15 protein-coding genes and 1 pseudogene are annotated in these 14598 nt (G+C 63.3%); 3 read left to right on the top strand and 13 right to left on the bottom strand.

The window, feature by feature from the left end:
• Positions 1 to 97: 97 nt before the first annotated feature.
• From KBY88_RS13020 to KBY88_RS12985, 8 genes and pseudogenes are all read right to left on the bottom strand, one after another.
• A complete protein-coding gene (locus tag KBY88_RS13020) occupies positions 98 to 817 on the bottom strand; it encodes a GAF domain-containing protein (RefSeq protein WP_254940368.1) in 720 nt (239 codons plus the stop codon).
• Between the two features lie 129 nt (positions 818 to 946).
• Positions 947 to 1378, bottom strand: a complete 432-nt coding sequence (locus KBY88_RS13015) for a VOC family protein (protein ID WP_254940367.1) — start codon at positions 1376 to 1378, stop codon at positions 947 to 949.
• A 72-nt stretch (positions 1379 to 1450) separates the two neighbouring features.
• Complete coding sequence (locus KBY88_RS13010; protein WP_254940366.1) at positions 1451 to 2071, bottom strand: hypothetical protein; 621 nt, start codon at positions 2069 to 2071, stop codon at positions 1451 to 1453.
• Positions 2072 to 2153: 82 nt separating this feature from the next.
• Positions 2154 to 2957, bottom strand: a complete 804-nt coding sequence (locus KBY88_RS13005) for a prohibitin family protein (RefSeq protein ID WP_254940365.1) — start codon at positions 2955 to 2957, stop codon at positions 2154 to 2156.
• 127 nt (positions 2958 to 3084) lie between these two features.
• Positions 3085 to 3198: pseudogene (locus tag KBY88_RS13000) on the bottom strand (DUF2256 domain-containing protein); the annotation flags it as partial.
• Positions 3199 to 3623: 425 nt separating this feature from the next.
• Positions 3624 to 3797: a hypothetical protein gene (locus KBY88_RS12995; RefSeq protein ID WP_254940364.1), complete on the bottom strand. Its 174-nt coding sequence runs from the start codon at positions 3795 to 3797 to the stop codon at positions 3624 to 3626.
• Positions 3798 to 4006: 209 nt separating this feature from the next.
• Positions 4007 to 5518: a cryptochrome/photolyase family protein gene (locus tag KBY88_RS12990; protein ID WP_254940363.1), complete on the bottom strand. Its 1512-nt coding sequence runs from the start codon at positions 5516 to 5518 to the stop codon at positions 4007 to 4009.
• An 18-nt stretch (positions 5519 to 5536) separates the two neighbouring features.
• Positions 5537 to 6754: an FAD-binding domain-containing protein gene (locus KBY88_RS12985; RefSeq protein WP_254940362.1), complete on the bottom strand. Its 1218-nt coding sequence runs from the start codon at positions 6752 to 6754 to the stop codon at positions 5537 to 5539.
• A gap of 105 nt (positions 6755 to 6859) precedes the next feature.
• Here KBY88_RS12985 and KBY88_RS12980 point away from each other — a divergent pair, with 105 nt between their 5' ends.
• The 3 genes from KBY88_RS12980 (at position 6860) to KBY88_RS12970 (ending at position 9213) form a co-directional block, all read left to right on the top strand.
• Positions 6860 to 8191, top strand: a complete 1332-nt coding sequence (locus KBY88_RS12980) for a cytochrome P450 (RefSeq protein WP_254940361.1) — start codon at positions 6860 to 6862, stop codon at positions 8189 to 8191.
• 411 nt (positions 8192 to 8602) lie between these two features.
• A complete protein-coding gene (locus KBY88_RS12975) occupies positions 8603 to 8746 on the top strand; it encodes a CAB/ELIP/HLIP family chlorophyll-binding protein (protein ID WP_254940360.1) in 144 nt (47 codons plus the stop codon).
• A 230-nt stretch (positions 8747 to 8976) separates the two neighbouring features.
• Positions 8977 to 9213: a chlorophyll a/b-binding protein gene (locus KBY88_RS12970; protein WP_254940359.1), complete on the top strand. Its 237-nt coding sequence runs from the start codon at positions 8977 to 8979 to the stop codon at positions 9211 to 9213.
• A 502-nt stretch (positions 9214 to 9715) separates the two neighbouring features.
• Here the strand turns inward: KBY88_RS12970 and KBY88_RS12965 are convergent.
• From KBY88_RS12965 to KBY88_RS12950, 5 genes are all read right to left on the bottom strand, one after another.
• A complete protein-coding gene (locus tag KBY88_RS12965) occupies positions 9716 to 9949 on the bottom strand; it encodes a hypothetical protein (RefSeq protein WP_254940358.1) in 234 nt (77 codons plus the stop codon).
• Complete coding sequence (locus KBY88_RS12960) at positions 9949 to 10179, bottom strand: DDE-type integrase/transposase/recombinase (RefSeq protein ID WP_254940450.1); 231 nt, start codon at positions 10177 to 10179, stop codon at positions 9949 to 9951. Before KBY88_RS12960 ends, KBY88_RS12965 begins: the two co-directional genes overlap by 1 nt.
• Before the next feature lie 80 nt (positions 10180 to 10259).
• Complete coding sequence (locus tag KBY88_RS12955; RefSeq protein ID WP_396103179.1) at positions 10260 to 10634, bottom strand: IS3 family transposase; 375 nt, start codon at positions 10632 to 10634, stop codon at positions 10260 to 10262.
• Positions 10516 to 10986: a transposase gene (locus tag KBY88_RS16305; RefSeq protein WP_396103143.1), complete on the bottom strand. Its 471-nt coding sequence runs from the start codon at positions 10984 to 10986 to the stop codon at positions 10516 to 10518. Before KBY88_RS16305 ends, KBY88_RS12955 begins: the two co-directional genes overlap by 119 nt.
• A gap of 710 nt (positions 10987 to 11696) precedes the next feature.
• Positions 11697 to 14598, bottom strand: a 2902-nt coding sequence (locus KBY88_RS12950) for a hypothetical protein (RefSeq protein ID WP_254940356.1), incomplete at its 5' end; no start/stop codon positions are given.

Below are 14598 nucleotides of genomic sequence, written 5' to 3'. Positions count from 1 at the left end.
CTGCGACCGGCGGACGTCGTGCGGCACCCCATCTCGCCGCCTCCCAGTTCGCTGGCGCTGGGCGTGGGCACCGGCGCCGTGAGCCCTGGCCAGCGCGTCAAGGACGCCCGGCGTCCTGCTGGCGCATCGCCTCAGCCACCTCAGGAAAGTGCTTGTCGATGCAGGCCTCGCACACCCCATGGGTGAAGGACACATCGGCATGCTGCTTGATGAAGGCCTCCACGCTCGACCAGTAGCCGGCGTCGTTGCGGATCGCCTTGCAATAGGAACAGATCGGGATCAGCCCCTCGATCAGGTTGATCGTCTCCAGGGCCTCAGCCAGCCGGGCGGACACCCGCCGCAGCTCCAGCTCGGTCACCACCTGGCGGGCGATCCCCTCCAAGGCCCGGATCTGGGCGGCATTGAGCTCCCTTGGCCTGTGGTCGATCACGCAGAGGGTGCCCAGGGGCAAGGCCTCAGGCGAGAGCAAGGGGACGCCCGCATAGAAGCGGATGTGGGGCTCCGAGGTGACCAGGGGATTGGCGACGAAGCGGGCATCGCGGTGGGTGTCCTGGACCACCAGGATGTCGTCTTCGAGAATGGCGTGGGCACAGAAGGAGACGTCCCGGCTGGTTTCTGTGGCCTCCAGGCCGAACCTCGATTTGAACCACTGCCGGTCCGTGTCGACCAGGCTGACCAGGGCGATGGGCACATCGCAAATGTAGGCCGCCAGGGCCGTCAGATCGTCGTAGGCCCGCTCGGGCGCTGTGTCGAGGATGCGGTAGTCGCGAAGAGCTTCCAGCCGCTCGTTCTCTCGCTCACTCAGGGGCGCCTTCATGGGCATCAAACCGAAGGATCCTGACGTCCCTGGCTCCCATTGTCGGGGCCACTCCCGCGGCTCAGCAGCGGCTTCACGTTTCCTCACCGCTCCACTGCCCCGACCAGGGACTCAGAAAAGAACCTCAGATCAGAGCCGCTGGTGCAGCTCGATCACGTTGCGGTCGGGATCGCGCAGGAACAGGCCGCGGGCCTGGCCGCCGAAGTCCACCGGCCCGGCGCTCGGCTCCAGGCCCACGGCCCGCAGCTCCTTGATCGCGGTGTCCAGGTCGTTGCAGAGCAGGGCGAAGTGGGTGAGGCCCGCCGGCTTGTCCGGGCCGTCCATCAGGACGTTGGCCGCCGCCGCCGTGGGCGCATTGAGGATCAGATTGAGTTCCAGGCCGCTGGGGTGGCTGAGGATCGCCACCGGTTCAGGGCCGATCGGCCCAGCCACGAACTGAAAGCCGAGCCGGGCGTAGAAGGCCGCCGATCGCTCCAGGTCGTGAACGCGGATCCCGATGTGGGCCAAGCCACCGAGGCCGGAGAGCGCCGTTGGAACGCCAGTCGGAGGCGGGGTCGTCATGGCATGCGCTCCCTCAGGGGAGCTCGGTGGACGTCGATGGTGATGATCACACTGGAAGGCCCCCGTGCGCGCTCACACCAGCGCAGGCGCCACCTGGGGCAGGCCGTTGGCGCCATAGGCCCGCTCCAGCACCAGCTCCCGGCCGGGCGTGCTCTGCCAGCGGAGCGTCACCGCCAGGGGGGCGCCGATGCGCCGCTCCAGCGCTGTGGTGAGGGTGAGGTCGGCGCTGAGCTGCCAGGTGCAGGCAGGGCCATCGCCCCCCATCAGGACCGCCGCCCGCAGGGGCGCCGCCGGAGCCGGATCCGCCACCCCGGGACGGGCCTCCACCACCACCACCACGCTCTCGAGCCGTTCGGCGCCGTGGCGCACCACCACCCGCCGGCGGCGCTCGCCGTCCACCAGGCAGAGCTCCATCACCGCGGGCCAGGGGCCGGTCCTGTCGGGGCCGAGGCTCCAGTGGCCCTCGGGGCTGATCGCCATCAGATCCGGCGGCTCGGTAAAGCCCATGGTGGCCAGCTTGCCGGTGTTCAGGTAGGTGAGGGCCGCTTCGATCTGGCCGCCTGTTTCCTGCACCAGCAGGCGTGTGCCGAAGCGCTCGCTCTCAACGCCGCGTCCATCCAGACGGATGAAACAGCCCTCCCAGACGCCGGCGTTGTGGGCCAGCAGGACGGATCGGCGATCGAAGCTGGACACGGGCGGGGGGGGTGGCGAAAGGAGCTCGATCCTGGCGGGGATCGCGGTGAACGACGTTGCTGGGCCGTCACCAGCACGGAGATCAACGGCGCCCGTTGACGATCACCGGATTGCCGCCCCCGGCCGCTCCCGGCAGGGCGGGCACCACCGAGGTCTGGCCATCCCACTTGTCGAGGAACAGTTTGTAGAGCACCTGGTCATCGAGGCTGGAGTTGAGGGTCTGGTATCGCTTGGCCTCCTGTTCAGCGATCAGCACTTCCGTCTGGGCCCGCAGCAGCTGCTGCTCGGCGATCTGCTTCTGCTCGATCGCGGCGCGGTACTCCTCAGCGATCTGCAGACCGGTCAGATCCAGACCCTGGACGGTCACGTAGTCGAACTTGCGAAGCTCATCGGCGACCTTCTCCTGCACCAGTTCGGAGATGGAGTTCCACTCCGTGGCGATCGTCACCAGTTCGTACTGGGAGAACACAGACTTGAGCGCTTTGAGCAGCGAGGGCTGAATCACCCGCGGATAGATCTGCTGGTCGTCCGTGGCGATCGTTTCGTAGATGCGGCCCGCCTCGTCGGGCTTCATGGCGTACTTCACCGTGGCGGTGGCCTGGATCACCTGCAGATCCTTGGTGAGGGTGGAGAACTGCTCCGGCTTCACCTGGGTGCGCACATCGAACAGCGAGGTGTTCTGGGCCAAGGGGATCTTGAAGTTGGCCCCCGGCTGCCGCGGCACACCGGTGACCTTGCCGAGGGTGGTGACCACCGCGACGGTGCCCGCCGGAACAATGAACACCGTCTGCGACAGCAGCAGCAGCACGACCAGAATCGCCGCAACGGTCAGCTGCCAGAGGCCGCCCAAGCCGTTGTCTGCGCCGGAGCGCATCGGAGATTGCATGGGAGGCCTGAAACATCGAGGTCCTCGACCCTAGGGGGAGGGACCTGGGGGGGGTGAGCTCGGGCGTCGTCGTGGAACCACCCGTCGAAGCTTCCAAGGAGGTCCTCCGGTGGCGGTTTTGGCGGCAGCGCCCTGAGCAGTAACGCACCTCCTCCCAAACGTCTTTCCATTTCTTGCGCCATTGAAAGGGTCGCCCACAGACCAGGCAAAGCTTGGTGGGGTGGTCGATGGGATGGGGCATCAGGGAAGAGAACCCATGGTCAGTCAGACAACACCAGCAGACGAAGCGGTGCCCGGGCTCCTGGGCCAGAATGGAGAGATGGAGTCTTCACTCTGGATCCTGGGGCCTTGGGCCGTCTTTTCTTTGGCCGTGGCTCTGAAGGTCTGGCGGATCTACTGGGCCGTCAGACACCCTGTGCCAGCAGCGAATGGTGTGGAGCTGTTTCGCGCGTCTCTGGAGCGCCAATGGGCGAAGGGCCGGCAGGCGGCGTGATCGACCACCTGAACGGGGGGCTCGCTCCCACGCGCTCTGCTTGCCCTGGTTTTCGGCGGTCTGCGGGTCTGGTGGATCAATCGCAAAGCTTTGGAACGGATCTGGGCGAACGGTTGATGGAGGAGTCCAGAGGGGCAGGGCTTGCCCCTTCCCCACGGCGGAGCCAAGGAGACCTACTTGCCCACTGCCTTCCACATCCACCAGGCCGCCAGTGCGACAACCACCCAGGGGAGCAGCGCCCGGAAGATCAGAACCACCAGCAGCACCACCAGAGCCGACACAGCCGTTCGCTTGGTCAGCGCCTTCGCCTCTTCGCTCATGTAGCGCCAGCGCGGGATCAGTGCCATCGGTGGATGTGGATCTGGCCTGACATCCTCCTGCACCTGTCCATCAGTCCTGACCCGGCCCGAGGCACACCCCCCACAGGAAGCAGCAGAGGAAAGGATCCTGGACGTGGAGCGGTCGGGCCATGGTGGCCGAAACGCCGTGGAGGCTGAAGTTCCTTGAGTGCTCGAGCCGGGTGTCGTCGTTCCTGAGCGGGGTCGTGGTCGACTCACTAGGCCCCCAAGGTCGCCCGCTCCAGGAACGCCTCCGCTGCGGTGTTCAACCCCTGCCGCCGCAGGGGATCCATCCTCTCCAGCAGGCGAACCATCATCGAGAGGCGGGGGTTCCCGCGGAAGAACCCCTGGTTCCGCTCGATGAAGCGCCAGTAGAGACCGTCCCAGATCTCGCACCAGGGCCCCTTCCTGAAATCGCCCATCTTGAGTATGTAGTTGGAGCCGCTGATGTAGGGCTTGGTGGCAAAGAGGCCGCCATCGCTCATCAGACCCATGCCGTACACATTGGGGCCCATCACCCACTCGTAGGAATCGAGGTAGCGCTCCATGAACCAGCGGTGCACCTCGCCGGGATGGATCTCCGAGAGCAGCATCAGGTTGCTGATCACCATCAGCCGCTCGATGTGGTGGTTGTAGCCCAGGCGATTCAGCCGCTCAATCGCGGCATCCAGAGGTGGCAGGCCGGTGCTGCCCTCGCTCCAGCAGGGGGCCAGGCGGCGCCGGTGGTTCCAGAAGTTGCTGCTCGCCTGGCGCTGGCCGTGCACCAGGTCGATGCCGCGCACGAACTCACGCCAGCCGATCACCTGGCGCAGGAACCCCTCCAGCGAGGCGATCGGGACCGGTCGGTCGCTGGTCTGCCGGCTCTGCGCGTGGGCCAGGGTCGCCTCGATCACGCCGGCGGGCGTGAGCAGACCGATGTTGAGCAGGGGAGAGAGCAGGGAGTGATTCAGGGTGTCGTGGTGGGCACTCAGCGCGTCTTCGTAGGGGCCGAACTCCTCCAATCGCTCGATCAGGAACTGCTGCAGCCAGGCCTGGGCCCCTGCGTGATCGAAGGGAATCCAGAGCGGCCCCAGCTCTCCGGGGTGATCGGCGAAGTGGCTGGCAATCAGCGCCCGCACCACCGGTTCATGGGGGCTGGCCGCCACCGCCGGCAGCGGCGGCTCCCTGTATCCCTTCGGCAGCTTCCGGCGGTTGTCCGCGTCGAAGCTCCACTGGCCGCCGGTCGGCGAACCGTCGGCTTCGAGCAACAGTCCCAGGCGCCGGCGCTGACGTTCGTAGAAGGTTTTCATGAAGGGGCGGCGGCGGCCTTCAAACCAGGCCCGGCTCTCGGCCCCCGATTCGAGGAAAGCGGGCGAGGGCAGCACGGTGAGGGTCGCCGCCTGCTCCTGGCAGAACCGCTCCAACCGCGCCGCGAAGCTCCGGTCGGCGATCTCCGCCACCCGCAGCTCTTGGCCTCCGGCCAGCTCAAGCGCCAGCCGCTCCCAGAAGGACACACCCGCCGAGGCCGGCAACTCGAAGTAATGCACCAAGGCGCCACGCTTGATCAGGGCATCGCGGAAGCTGCGCATCGCCACGAAGGTGTGCAGCAGGCGCAGCTGGTGGTAGCGGTAGGCGGACGCCACCGCCAGGTCTTCGATCATCAAGACCCGGCTGCCGGGAGCGAGCTGAAGGGGCGAGGGGCTGAACCAGCCGCGGTGCAGCTGATCGCCAAGGATCAGGGTGAAAGTCACAGGGTCAGGGCCATGGCGTCAGGACCAGCGTTGGCGGTGGGTTTGGCCGGGGTCGTAGAGACGCACCTGGCGCTCGAGATCAAAGCGGCGCGGCTGGCCGCCGAAGCTGCGGGGATCAGAGCCCACACCGGCCAGGTAGGCCCAGTTGCCGGTGTTCACGGCGGGGTGGGCATCGATCAGGGCCCACTCGAAGAAGCGGGCGCCCCAGGTCCAGGGCAGGCTCAGCTCGTTGACGAAATGGGAGGCCACCCATTGGCGGCCCCGGTTGGAGAGGTACCCCGTGGCCAGAAGTTCGTTCAGCTGGGCATCGATCAGGGGATGGCCGCTCTCGCCCCGGGTCCAGCGGGCGAAGCGCTCCCGGTCCGCGTCCCACTGCGGCGGCCGGTTCTGGAGGCCGCCGGGGGCGTGGAAGGCGGCGCCATGGCGCTGCTCCGACCAGAGGAAGAACTCACGCCAGAGCAGTTCCTGCTTCATCCACTCGGAACCCTCATCGGCGCCATGGAGCGCTTGGTAACGGAGCAGCTCCTGCCAGATTCGCCGCACCGAGAGGGAGCCGATGCCCAGGAAGGGGGAGAACTTCGAGGAAAACTCCGTGCCTACCAGACCATTGCGGGTAGCCTTGTAGGTCCGCAGGCCATCGGAGCCGAACAGGTAGTGCTGCAGCCGGGCCAGGGCGCTGGGCTCATCGCCGCTGAAGGGAAAGGCGCTGCGGAGATCGCCGCCGTGGGCCGCTGGAGGCGGACCTGGTGCCGGCGGCCTGAGCCAGGCCTCGGGCCAGTCCTGCAGCCCGCCGCCAAGCCCGGCGAGATCTGCTGGGGGCAACGGTGGCTCCGGAGTTCGGCTCAGGCCACGGCGGAAGTCCGAGAACATGCGAGGAAACGTCTCGGCCGCCACCGGCCAGTCGGCGAAGAGCCGGCACTCGCGGCAGTGCAGCACGGCATCGTGGCGCAGCAGGGAACGGTTCGCTTCGAGCGCCGCTGCGCAGGTGAGTTGGGGGACATGGAGCAGGGGGATGGCCGCCTCCGCCAGGCGAGCCTGCAACGAAGCCATCGCCTCCGCGGCCAAGCGTCGTTGGGGGGCTCCCCGCAGGCGCTGGAGCTCAGGGCGGCAGGCGAGCACGACCAGGCGGCCGCCGCGATGGCGGCGAGCCAGCGCCACGGCCCCGTGGAAAGCGGGCTGGTCATCGAGCCGGAGTTGCCCCTCCAGGGCCACCGCGATGGTCGCGTTGGGCGCCATGGTTCCTTGGCAGGGCGATTCAGCCTGGCAGCTGCGCGGCCAGCCGGGGCCTTCGCAGTGCCGGCTGCTCGCTGCCAGTCTGGTCAGCACTGAGGAAGACATTGGTTGCTGTTCGATCCCGCCACCCTTCGGCCGCTGCCGATCACGCCAGCTGTGAGCGGGGTGCTCGAGACCCTCTCCTTCCTTCGTGATCCAGATTTCGCCCGCTCCCGCTTCGAGCGCTACGGCGATGTGTACGGCACCACCCTTCTGGGGCAGCGCACCGTGTTCATCCGGGGGGAGAAGGCGATCAGCGACCTGTTCGCCCAGGGCGATGCCGTCGAGGGATGGTGGCCGGAGAGTGTGCGCAAGCTGCTGGGACCCCTGTCGCTGGCCAACCGCAACGGCGTCGATCACAAGGCCCGTCGTCGGGTGGTGGGCCAGCTGTTCGCTTCCTCTGCCCTCAAGCGCTACAGCCCGGCGATCGTGGCTTTGGTCGATGAGCTCAGCGGGGAGCTGCTCGGCGGCGCATCGCCCGTGGCCCTGGTGCCCAAGCTGAGGCGCTTCGCCTTCAGCGTGATCGCCAGCACGGTGCTGGGGCTGGATCCCGTCGATCGCGAGGCCCTGTTCGTGGACTTCGAAACCTGGTGCCAGGGACTGTTTTCCCTGCCGTTCGCCCTGCCCGGCAGCCCCTACGCCCAAGCCCTTCAGGCCCGCCAACGGCTGCTTCAACGCCTGGGCGCCGTGCTCAAGAAGGCGCAGAGCGCCGCAGCCGCTGGAGCGCCCCTCGCGGCCGGCGGGCTCGATCTGCTGGCCGGTGGCCTGGATGAAGCTGGCCTTCCCCTGGGCGATGACGACGTGGCCGAGCAGCTGTTGCTGCTGCTGTTCGCCGGCTACGAAACCACCGCCTCTTCGCTGAGCTGCCTGCTGCTGAGCCTGCTGCAACACCCCGCCGAGCTGGCCTGGCTGCAGCAGGAACTCGACGGCTTGCCCTGGCCTCCAGCGCCCGGGGAGGCCGTGACCGCCTTTGAGGCCAGCCGTGCCCCGCGCCTCGATGCGGCGCTGAAAGAAGTGATGCGGCTCACCCCGCCGGTGGGGGGCTTCTTCCGCCGCACCCGGGAGCCGATTGCCCTGGCGGGTGTGCTGGTGCCGGCCGATCGGGTGGTGCAGGTCAGCATCGCCGCCAGCCATCGCTACGGAAGCGGCAGCGAGGATCTGGAGGTGTTCCGGCCCCAGCGTCACCTGGCGGTCGAGCGCACCGTCACCCTGCTGCCCTACGGAGGTGGTGAGCGGGTCTGCCTGGGCAAGGCGCTGGCCGAGCTGGAGATCCGCCTGCTGGCGGTGGGGCTGCTCAAACAGCTGAGCGTGGAGCTGGAGCCGGATCAGGACCTGACGCTCAGCCTCATCCCCAGCCCCTCGCCGAAGCAGGGCCTGTTGGTGCGCCCCTGCCGGCGCTGAACGGCCAGCGGGCTCAGCCGGGGTCAGGGTGGCCTGCGCAGGCTGCCGCTGACGCTGACATGGCGGATTCTTCAACACAAGGACCTGCCTGCGCAGACAAGGGCCACCGGGGTGGGCTGACGGGCACAAATCCGAAACAACCCGATCCATCCTGTTCACCGGCGGCCGTTCAGCAATCAGCAAGTTGTTGCAGGCTCCAGGTCGTCTACGTGGTTTGGCCAGGGGAACGATGGCCAAACCTTCACCGGCAGCCCGGGTCGGGATCTCTGGATCGTCAGGGCCCCAGCGGCTGGGCCGTCTGCGCTGGGCTTCGCGCAGCAGCCACAGGCCATCGGCTAAGTGCTTCCCCGACCGGCCGCACACGCCTGCCTTTACAACCTGTTACAATTCACGAAACATTTTGAAACAGACATGGCTGATTCCTCCCCGCGCTTTGGTTTCGTTGCTTTCGCTGAGACCTGGAATGGCCGTCTGGCCATGCTCGGCTTCGTGATCGGACTTGGTACCGAACTGCTCACCGGCCAGGGCATCCTTTCCCAGATCGGTCTGGGCTGATTGCCATGAGCAGCGACTACACCACAGCTATCACCGCCGTCATCGGCCTTGTCCTCGCCCTCACCTCCATGGTGACCTATGTGCTCAGTCGTCCGAGCGACCTTGCGCCGAGGCACCGATGATTGCCTCCCTCAGCATCGTCCTCATCGGTGCCTGGGTTTGCCTTGCACTGCTACAGCCAAGATTCGCGGACTGACCCACAAACACCTCCCACAAATCTGTTCAGATCAATGACCAACACCCCAGCCAACAAGACTTTCTTCCAGGACGGCCCTATCCATCAGGTCCACATGGAGCAACTCAAGCGTGCTGAGCTTTTCAATGGCCGCGCAGCCATGCTCGGCATCGTGATCGGCATTATCACAGAGGGATTGACCGGTGCCGGCATTGCCCACCAGATCGGTCTCGGTCCTCTGGTTGATGGCTACACCGCCTGCCATACCCAGTTTCTTCCCTTCTGTTTCTGAGGATCTGGCCTGATCACGCCTCCATCAACCCCCTGCTCCTGTCTGGGGATTTCACTTGCACGCTCCAGGGAACGCGAACGGACACTGAACGGTTCGCGTCGATCATGACCTCCTGATTCAGCAGAACCATTGCAGCGGAACTTGATGACGATTGGTTGTCAGTCCTCGGTACACGCCGATCGCAGCAACGCAGGAGTGCTGCAGCAAGTCACAGCTAAATCGACATTGTTCCCACTAACTCATTAAGCAATCAGCAACCCCTGGGGGCATTGCCGAAGTACAAGACCATAGCGAACCATGTGACACCTTCTGCTCCCGTCTGGCCCCAGATGGCGTGGTAGCCAGCTGATTTTTTTCATCTGATGTCTGGTTGGCGATCACGCAAGTCCATTCCGCCAGGACCGTTTAGATGTAGACGAAGTTGGCTGGAGGCCATAGCTTCGGCCTTGCCGCTGGTCTGAGGTGCATAGGTCAGTGGTTGCCCCGATGTCGTGGACACCGCTCAGGGCTTCACAGGGGTGAGTTGAAGGGCAGTGATGAACTGTTGCCCATCATCAATCGGGCTGAGGTAACCGATTGTTGAATGGCGACGCTCCCAGTTGCAGTAGCCATCAACCCAGAAGGCCAGGTCACGCTGCAGCTGCTGGGGTGAGATCAGCACCTCTCGATTGTCATCGAGGTCCAATTCCAGTGTGAGGGTGGAAAAAAGCTCTCCACCACAACGTTGTCCCAGCATCAGCCCTTGGCGGACATGCTGCAGACGATCTTCTGCTCCCTGAGCAGATCGCGGTAGTCAGCAGCCCGGTATTGGCTGCCCTGATCCGTGTGGAGGATAAGTTGCTCTGGCTCCACCTGCCGGTGGCCAAGGGACCGGTTGTGCGCCTCCACCACAAGAGACGCCTCCATCCGGCGGTCGATCTTCCAGCCGACCACCCGGCGACTGAACAGATCGACCCAGACGGCCAGGTACCTCCAGCCGGCCGTGGTGCGGATGCAGGTGATGTCACCAGCCCAGCAGCGATACTCGCTGCGCGAGAAGTCTGCGGCTACGGAGCCGGAGGCTGGAAGTCCTGCTGCTGCAGATTCTTCGCCACTCCGCAGGCGCCGCTGCTGGCCTTGCGACAGGGCCGCAACCCCCTGCGGGTCCTGGCCTTGAGGTCAGTGCGTTTCATGAGCCCGGCCACACGGTGGCGGCCGACCTCGTGGCCGCCAGCCGCCAACTCCCGGTGGACGCGCGGGGAGCCGTAAAAGCCACGGTGCCGTTGGAGCACCTCCTGAATCTCAGCGGTGATCACAGCGTTCTCACGAGCCCTGGGTCCTGGGTGTTCCTGCCGCTGCAGCCAGGCGGAGGAGCCACTGCGGGCCACCCCAAGCTGCCGGCACAGCCAGGAGACGGAGAAGCGGACCGTCAGATGGTGGATCAACCGAAACCTCTCGGCGGCAGCTGCTCTCACCGCAAAGGGAAGACCTGCGGACTACGCAAAGTGCGCTGCCGCCAGCCTGAAAATCCTTCTCCCTCCTGTGCTCTCGGTTCTCCTGGCGGAGCCTGTTCAACGCTGCCCTCTCCTCAATGGTCAGCAGGCCCTGGGTCCCGGGGCCGCCATCATCACGGGCTATCCGGGCCTGGAGCACCCAGCGGGCCAGGCTGCTGGAGGGAAGGCCGAGCCGCCGGGCGACGGCGGAGCAGGAGAGGCCATCCTGGGGGCAGAACGCGACAGCCTCCTGTTTCCGCAGCGCCGTGAATCGGCACCGGGGCTTGGTGGGGTAGGTCATCGATGGAGAGTCTGATGGTCATGGCGTGACCCATAGCGACCTATCCACAGATCCAGGGCAAACTCATCAGGCGTCGAAGGCCCCTGGAGGCTGTTGAAGCAGCTGCAGCATGGACTCTCACTCCCATGGCACCTGGAGCCTCAAGGGGGGGGGGGGGACATATCAGAGTGAGCTCAACGGACCCCTGGCGAACGACCTGTGTGACGCGACCAATCGACTCCTGGGTCCGTCGGACAGATGGACGATCTGCAGGACCTGGCAAGAGCGCGCATGCCGATCCACAGAACCACGGATGTCGGGTTGACACGTTGGAGGTGCCGAAGAAGTGGTGGGCAGCTGATGAAAACTTTTCGAGATCAGAAAAAATCAGCGCAACATAACAATGGAAACAACCCAGGTACGAATGAATCGTTGAATCAGTGGCGGGAGCCATCACTCCCGCCAACGTCATTGATACCGGGCTGTCTGAGGACAGCGGAACAGATAATGATGGACTGATCAACGCCATGGCCAGAGGTCGGCGACGTCTTGCAGGCGGAGCTAACCCAGGAGACGAACTGGAGCTTGATGAAGCGATGCCTGCGCGCCCATCGTTTCAATGCGTACAGCATTGGAAGCCGTCGCCGTCACAGGCAAGCTTAGGAAAAGCCCCGAGAGGCGAAGCAATCGGGGTATGGTGCTTAAGCAAACTGGGCCTGTGATCAAGCTAATCACACATGCGACGAATAATCGTCGACATGGACATCGTGAATGACGTGGGTGTCGTAGAGGTCCTGGAAGTGGGTGTCCAGGGCCGCAATAACATCGCTGCCATCGGCATGGCCCGCGGGATCGTGCTGGATGGCAGTGGAATCAACCAGACCATGGTCCTGAAGATCCTGGGCGATGTGGTCGATTACCTGCTGGTGGATGTCATGGTACTGATCGGCCGTGATGCCGTGGTCCGTGATGAAGGCGCTAACCGCCACATCCAATTCATAGACCACGTCGTTATGGCTAAGAACAGTACCGTCGCTGTCGTTGGTGTGGAGGTTGGTGAGGAAGTTATCGACCAAAGCGTGTACATCATCGGCAACCAGCACCAAGGCCGCAGGTTCGGTGTGACCAGGAAGTGTGGTAAGGGCTTGGGTGAACTCAAGATCAGTGATCTGATCATCAGCGTTAGCGGCATTCAAGGCATGATCGAAGCTGCTTAGCTGGCTGATGCTGATGTCCCCTTGGCTGTAGGCCGTGAGGGTGTGGGTCAGGTCATCAAGAGCATGGACCGAGAGGTCACCGGTCGCGACAGATTGCAGCACATCGGCATAGGAGCCTTGGGTGAGTTGCTGCACAGCACTGATCGCCGCAAGGGAATTGTCGCCAGGCTGGAGGCTATCGATGCTGTGCTGGAGAGCAAGCTGACTGGCAACCATGAACTCCACCACATCCTGCCCGGCAAAGTCCGAGAGGCCAAGATGGCTGGAGATCGATTGGAGCAGAGTCGCGTCACTGAAGTCAGCCACCTGACCATCGGATAAAGCTGTGATAGCCGTGGAAATGGCCTGGAACACGGCGAAGGAGGCATGGCCCTCATCAGTAGCGAGGTGAAGAGCCGCCAACTCAGAGAACTGAACGGCTGCGGTCATCACCGCCGCGTTCTGGACGAGCACCTGATGGCTGCCCTCGATCGGGTTCAAGCTGGTGAGATCGGCTCCCACAGGCAGACCCAGATGCTGGGCGAGCTCGGCATTGGCCGAAGCGAGGCTGCTCCCAGATTCCAGCAGCGTCTGCAGCAGGCTGGTGAGAGGCGAGACGATGGAGGCGCCCACCTGACCGTAGAGATTGATCTCATAGGTCAGGCCTGTGTCAACGTCAAGGCCACCAGATTGAACGGCTCGGGCTTCTCCAAGGGTGTACTGGCCGTCGCCGTTGACATCCAATTTGCCGAGATCGACCACCCATTCCACATGGCCCTTGGCATCGGTGACGCCTAGACGTTCGCCGCTATCTTCCTGGTTGTTCTGGTTGATGTCGATGTAGAGGGTGGCGCCAACGATGGTGCCATCGATCGTGGCCGACGTAGAGGAAATTTGAATGCCATTGGGAGTAGCAATGGTTCCTGTCTTGTTGCCGTCTGTAAGTGAATTGTTGTTTGTCAGCTTGATCTTGAACGTGTCGTTAGCTGTGCCATCGATGTAAGTGATGGTCACAGTGTAATCTCTGACCGTGGTAGCCCCACTGCCTGTCACTGTCGCGGCTGATACTTGAACCTGAGAGATACTTGAGCCTTGCACCACGATAGAATCAACACCAGTGGTGAAATCCGTGATCGTGTCAATGTCCGCTGCGCTACCTTGTCCTTTGAGGAAGAGGAAGCGATCGGCACCGGCTCCTCCGGTCATGCTGTCAGAGCCGAGTCCACCATAAAGGACATCAGCATAAGAACTTCCCGTGAGAGTGCTGACGGCATTTGTGCCAATCAATGTGACGCCTTGATTGATTACTAAAGTCGATGTCGCTACGTCACCGTCTGCGTCTTTGACTATGTATGAAATAGAATCTGTAAGGCCAGTAGTATTACCTGTTACGCCAGTGATGGTGACACCACCAGTGTTGTTGATCACCACGCTGCCTGCTGCCGTAACGAAGCTGGCGGATGTGGTGGTTGAGTTGAATGTCACCGTGGTAGATCCATAGGTGACTGAAACAAGTGTCAGGGGAGCGTCAGCTCCGGGGACGTCGTTGGGGAGCAAATTGCCGGAGGAAACAGTAGGAACACTATTCAAAGCATTGAGCAATGCTTGAATCAGAGCAGAGTTATCTGTCGTACTTGCTCCATAAATTGTGTCATCAGTGTTCCCAGACGGACCCCCCGGAGTATGAGCCACTGTTTGGAGATCGGCATCGGCTGGCGCTGACGCCCCAATACCAATCGCGATGGATTTAGAAAAATTGTTGTTGACATAGGTTTCCCAGTTGCTCTGTTGAGTTGCGTCGAGTTGATTGGCGGTAGTGCTGGGTGCCCCATCTGATATGAAGTAAGCAACTGAATTTCCTGTTGTCTCTCCAGAAATGAGTGACTTGGCATAATCCCAGTACCTGACACCGCCCAGTACTGCTGCGTCGTAGTTTGTACCACTGCCTGGACCCCAGGGGTCAAGTGCGGTCGTCGTGTTGGCGATTGAATTGATGAATGCTTTAACTTGTGCAGCAGTTGTAAACAGAAAAGTTTCTGAAAGGATTGTTGTAGGAGTGAACGTTGTTCCGTTCGTTGATTTGACACCCGTTGCGGATCCTCCAAATCCAACAATTTCCATAGTAAAGCCGCCTCTGGCTTCATAGGCTTCTGCAAGTGTTGTTAGACCCGCCTTAAGAGCGCTAAAGTTATTCCCCTGCATGCTGGCAGAAAAGTCCAGAATCATGAGGATATTGGGTTTCTCCGGTGTGATGGAACCACCCGCAAGCTCCACACGATCAGTGATAGCCGCCGGCACATCATCGGTGATGTTGACGGTCAGCGTCGCATTCGCTGAGCTGGTGGTGCCATCGGACGTGCTCAGGGTAAAGACGTTGCTCTCAACCCCTGGACCATCGGTGGTGGGAGTTTTGAGCTCAAACGAGTAGGTGGCAACG

The organism is Cyanobium sp. Morenito 9A2, assembly GCF_024345575.1.
Classification (GTDB): Bacteria; Cyanobacteriota; Cyanobacteriia; order PCC-6307; family Cyanobiaceae; genus ATX-6F1.
Note: the sequence above shows the minus strand (reverse complement) of the source record. Positions and strands in the feature narration are given on the sequence as shown.

What these genes read in the sequence shown, in the direction of transcription:
- KBY88_RS13020 (WP_254940368.1), bottom strand. Translation starts at nt 817, where the DNA reads ATGAAGGCGCCCCTGAGTGAGCGAGAGAACGAGCGGCTGGAAGCTCTT.
- KBY88_RS12985 (WP_254940362.1), bottom strand. Translation starts at nt 6,754, where the DNA reads ATGGCGCCCAACGCGACCATCGCGGTGGCCCTGGAGGGGCAACTCCGG.
- KBY88_RS12965 (WP_254940358.1), bottom strand. Translation starts at nt 9,949, where the DNA reads ATGCTGGGACAACGTTGTGGTGGAGAGCTTTTTTCCACCCTCACACTG.
- KBY88_RS12975 (WP_254940360.1), top strand. Translation starts at nt 8,603, where the DNA reads ATGGCTGATTCCTCCCCGCGCTTTGGTTTCGTTGCTTTCGCTGAGACC.
- KBY88_RS12995 (WP_254940364.1), bottom strand. Translation starts at nt 3,797, where the DNA reads ATGGCACTGATCCCGCGCTGGCGCTACATGAGCGAAGAGGCGAAGGCG.
- KBY88_RS13015 (WP_254940367.1), bottom strand. Translation starts at nt 1,378, where the DNA reads ATGACGACCCCGCCTCCGACTGGCGTTCCAACGGCGCTCTCCGGCCTC.
- KBY88_RS16305 (WP_396103143.1), bottom strand. Translation starts at nt 10,986, where the DNA reads ATGACCTACCCCACCAAGCCCCGGTGCCGATTCACGGCGCTGCGGAAA.
- KBY88_RS12970 (WP_254940359.1), top strand. Translation starts at nt 8,977, where the DNA reads ATGACCAACACCCCAGCCAACAAGACTTTCTTCCAGGACGGCCCTATC.
- KBY88_RS13005 (WP_254940365.1), bottom strand. Translation starts at nt 2,957, where the DNA reads ATGCAATCTCCGATGCGCTCCGGCGCAGACAACGGCTTGGGCGGCCTC.